The following is a 4,157-nucleotide window of genomic DNA, read 5'->3' as shown; positions in this document are numbered from 1 at the left end:
GCCCGCTCCCACAGGCACCGCACTGTTCTCAAGGGCAGCGCGGCACCTGTGGGAGCGGGCTTGTCCCGCGAAAGCGCCGGCCCAGACGGCATCAGACCTCCAGGCAAACCTCTCCCAGATGCCCCCCGAACGGGCCGAAGCTACGCTCCACCAGCCGCCGTCTACCCCGATCATCCACGATCAGCACCGTACTCGCCCGAGTGCCATAGGTCTGGCTGGCAATGAACACGCTCGACAACAGCTTCTCCGTGGCCAGACCCACGCCCGTTTGCGGCAGATCGGCATCCGCCGCGGTTTCCCCATCGGCCAGCAATGCCAGCAACTGCTGCGGGTCCGCCGTCTCCAGCAACCCCTCCAGCCCCCTGCGCGCTTTCACCAGCTTCGGCCAAGGCGTATCCAGCCCGGCATTGGACAGGCCATACACCCCAGGTTCGAGCAGTCGCGGCGCCGCCTCGCGCGCATGCAGATAGCCCAGTTGCCGGCCATCGCCCACCAACAAGTTGAACCCCGAATATTGCCCGCTGCGGCTGGCCGCTTGGTCAAGGTAGGCCTCGACCCCAAGCTCGCCCTGTAGATACGCCGCCACCAGCTCGCCACGCGAGCGCGGCCCCAGCGGTTGCCCGGGGTCGCGAATATTGGTCAATGCAGCGAAGCGCCCTTGCGGGCCGACGCCGAGCCAGGTGCCTCCGGCTTCCAGGTCACGCCCGGCGTGCACCCCAGGCGCGTCTTCCCAAGCGCCCAGCGCCTGGGTCGGGCGGGCATAGAACTCGTCGCGGTTGGCCGCGACGATCAGCGGCAGGGCATGCCCGGGCCGCCAGGCGAATACGATCAGACACATAGGTGTAACCCCCGTATTTTCCTCCACTCTACCGAGCGTGGCCTTGGCGATCCATCCTGACACAGAGTTCACTAGAGCCGCGGGGCCGGCTTCCGTTACCATGCCGCATCGATTTCTCGGGGACGACGAATGGAGTTCGTACTCTATCTGCTGTTGGGCGCCTGTGCTGGCGTGCTGGCCGGGCTGTTCGGCGTGGGCGGCGGTATCATCATCGTGCCGGTCCTGGTGTTCAGTTTCACCCTTCAGGGCTTCGACACTTCGGTACTGACCCACCTGGCGGTCGGCACCTCGCTGGCGACCATCGTTTTCACCTCGATCAACGCCGTGTTGGAGCATCACCGCAAGGGCGCGGTGCAGTGGCCGATCTTCGCCTGGATGACGCTCGGTATCCTGCTCGGCGCCGGCGTCGGCGCCAAGACCGCTTCGTTGATTCAAGGACCGCAATTGCAGAAGATCATCGGTGTGTTCGCCCTGGTGATCGCCGCCCAGATGGCCCTGGACTTCAAGCCCAAGGCCAGCCGCGGCACGCCCGGCAAACCGGCGCTGGTCGGCATGGGCGCGGTGATCGGCTGGGCCTCGGCGATCTTTGGCATCGGCGGCGGCTCGTTGACCGTGCCGTTCCTGACCTGGCGCAGCCTGCCGATGCAGCAGGCGGTGGCCACCTCATCGGCCTGCGGTCTGCCGATCGCTCTCGCCAGTGCCTTGAGTTTCATGCTGCTGGGTTGGCACGAAGAGCATCTGCCGCCGCATAGTCTGGGGTTCGTGTACCTGCCGGCATTGATCGGCATTGCCGTGACCAGCATGTTTTTCGCCCGTTTTGGCGCGCGTCTGGCGCACAAGTTATCGCCACGCCTGCTCAAGCGTCTGTTCGCTGCGTTGTTGTTCTGCGTAGGTCTGAGCTTTCTGATTTGAACCAAGAGGAATACCCATGCTGCCTTACCCGCAGATAGATCCCGTGGCCGTGGCCATCGGGCCGCTGAAAATCCACTGGTACGGCTTGATGTACCTGATCGGCATCGGCGGCGCCTGGCTGTTGGCCTCACGCCGGCTGAACCGCTTCGACCCGACCTGGAGTCGAGAGAAGCTCTCCGACCTGGTGTTCTGGTTGTCGATGGGGGTGATCGTCGGTGGTCGCCTGGGCTATGTGCTGTTCTACGACCTGCACGCCTACCTGGCCAACCCGACGCTGATCTTCGAGGTCTGGAAGGGCGGCATGTCGTTCCATGGCGGCTTCATCGGCGTGATGCTGGCGGCGCTGTGGTTCGGCAAACGCAACAACAAGTCGTTCTTCGAGCTGATGGACTTCGTCGCGCCACTGGTGCCGATTGGCCTGGGTGCCGGACGCATCGGCAACTTCATCAATGCCGAACTGTGGGGCAAACCCACCGACGTGCCTTGGGCGATGATCTTCCCGCCGTTCAGCGACCCGGCCCAACTGCCGCGTCACCCCTCGCAGCTCTACCAGTTCGCCCTGGAAGGCGTGGCGCTGTTCGTCATCCTCTGGCTGTTCTCGCGCAAGCCACGGCCCACCATGGCGGTTTCCGGCATGTTCGCGCTGTTCTACGGCATCTTCCGTTTCATCGTCGAATTCGTCCGCGTGCCGGATGCCCAGCTCGGTTACCTGGCCTGGGGTTGGCTGACCATGGGTCAGATTCTTTGCGTGCCGATGATCCTGGCTGGCCTTGGCCTGATCTGGTGGGCTTATAATCGCAAGCCCACGGCGAAACCCGCCTGATTATTCCCACGGCAGGGGTGATCCCCCTGCCGTTTTTGCTACAGGTAAGCCATGAAACAGTATCTGGACCTGGTCCGCGACGTCATCGACAACGGCACGCTGCAGGAAAACCGCACCGGTGTCCGCACCATCAGCCTGCCGGGCGCCATGCTGCGTTTCGACCTGCAGAAGGGCTTCCCGGCCATCACTACCCGCAAGCTGGCGTTCAAGTCGGCGATCGGCGAGATGGTCGGTTTTCTGCGCGGCGTGAAGAACGCCGGCGAATTCCGTGAGCTGGGCTGCAAGGTCTGGGATCAGAACGCCAACGAGAATGCCCAGTGGCTGGCCAACCCGTTCCGCCAGGGGCATGACGACCTCGGCGAGATCTACGGCGTGCAATGGCGTCAGTGGCCCGGCTACAAGCGCATCGCGCTGAGCAACCCGGCCGCCATCGAGATGGCCGAGAAGGCGGGCTTTCGCAAGATCGCCCAGGACGAGGAGGATGGTCAGGCGTTCGTGATCCTGTACAAGGCCATCGATCAGGTGCGCCAGTGTCTGGACACCATCGCCAACGATCCCGGTAGCCGGCGCATCCTGTTCCACGGTTGGAACTGCGCGCAGTTGGACGAAATGGCCCTGCCGCCGTGTCATCTGCTCTACCAGTTCCACCCGAATGTCGAGACCCGGGAAATTTCCCTGACCCTCTACATCCGCTCCAATGACTTGGGCCTGGGCACGCCGTTCAACCTCACCGAGGGTGCTGCGCTGCTGTCGCTGTTCGGCCGGCTGACTGGTTACACCCCGCGCTGGTTCACGTACTTCATTGGCGATGCCCATGTATATGAGAACCACCTGGACATGCTCAACGAGCAGCTCAAGCGCGAGCCGCTGGAAGCGCCGAAGCTGGTGATCAGCGACCGTGTGCCGGATTTCGCCAAGACCGGGAAGTACGAGCCTGAGTGGTTGGAGATGATCGAGCCGAGCGATTTCAGCCTGGAAGGTTATGAGCACCATGCGCCGATGACGGCGCCGATGGCGGTCTGACGCAATCGCCGGCAAGCCGGCGATTGGCCCGCAGGCTCTTCAATGTCCGTGGCTGCGCCCGACGTGCGAATGCTCGGTGTCCGGCACCGAGACTGCGCCGTTCTCTTCCAGTCGCTGCAGGATCGCGCACTCATCCCCTTGCGCGGGACAGCGCTGGCGCAGCTCCACCAATTGCGAGCGTAACGCCAGCAACCCATCGATCCGCGCCTGCACGTGCTCGATATGTTCATCGATCAGCGCGTTGACGCTGCCACATGAGTCATCCGGGCTGTCGCGCAGGCGCAGCAGACTGCGAATTTCGTCGAGGGTCATGTCCAAGGTGCGGCAGTTGCGGATGAAGGTCAGCCGTTCGACGTGGGCCTGGGTGTACTGCCGATAGTTGCCCTCGGTGCGCGCCGGCGCCGGCAGCAACTGCTCGCGTTCGTAATAGCGAATGGTCTCGACGGGGCAGTCAGTGGCCTTGGCCAGTTCTCCGATTTTCATAGGTTTTCTCCGCGAGATACCCCGTACTTTAGTGCGGGGAGGGATAGCGAGGCGTGCGAACTGCGCGCCCTTACGCCG

The 4,157-nt window shown here is 63.7% G+C and carries 5 protein-coding genes; 3 read left to right on the top strand and 2 right to left on the bottom strand.

The genetic code is table 11. From position 1 onward, the window contains the following. Positions 1-91 precede the first annotated feature (91 nt). Entirely contained in the window at positions 92-838 is a 747-nt protein-coding gene (locus KY379_RS26980; RefSeq protein ID WP_261242693.1) for an NRDE family protein, read from the bottom strand. 129 nt (positions 839-967) lie between these two features. On the opposite strand from KY379_RS26980, the gene KY379_RS26975 reads away from it, so the two are divergent. The 3 genes from KY379_RS26975 to KY379_RS26965 are packed head-to-tail and all read left to right on the top strand — an operon-like array spanning position 968 to position 3,596. Then, a complete protein-coding gene (locus KY379_RS26975) occupies positions 968-1,750 on the top strand; it encodes a sulfite exporter TauE/SafE family protein (protein WP_133325178.1) in 783 nt (260 codons plus the stop codon). A gap of 16 nt (positions 1,751-1,766) precedes the next feature. Continuing rightward, positions 1,767-2,573 carry a prolipoprotein diacylglyceryl transferase gene (gene lgt / locus KY379_RS26970; protein WP_196171317.1) on the top strand — a complete coding sequence of 269 codons (807 nt, stop codon included), beginning with the start codon at positions 1,767-1,769 and terminating at the stop codon, positions 2,571-2,573. 51 nt (positions 2,574-2,624) lie between these two features. Then, positions 2,625-3,596 (top strand): thymidylate synthase, encoded by a 972-nt coding sequence (locus tag KY379_RS26965; RefSeq protein WP_196171318.1) that lies wholly within the window; start codon positions 2,625-2,627, stop codon positions 3,594-3,596. Positions 3,597-3,635: 39 nt separating this feature from the next. On the opposite strand, the gene cadR is transcribed toward KY379_RS26965, so the two are convergent. Then, complete coding sequence (cadR, locus tag KY379_RS26960; protein WP_133325172.1) at positions 3,636-4,079, bottom strand: Cd(II)/Pb(II)-responsive transcriptional regulator; 444 nt, start codon at positions 4,077-4,079, stop codon at positions 3,636-3,638. Positions 4,080-4,157 lie beyond the last annotated feature (78 nt).

Origin of the sequence: Pseudomonas sp. HD6422 (assembly GCF_025377065.1) — a bacterium.
Taxonomy (GTDB): domain Bacteria; phylum Pseudomonadota; class Gammaproteobacteria; order Pseudomonadales; family Pseudomonadaceae; genus Aquipseudomonas; species Aquipseudomonas putida_U.
This window is presented reverse-complemented; position numbering and strand designations above follow the sequence as displayed.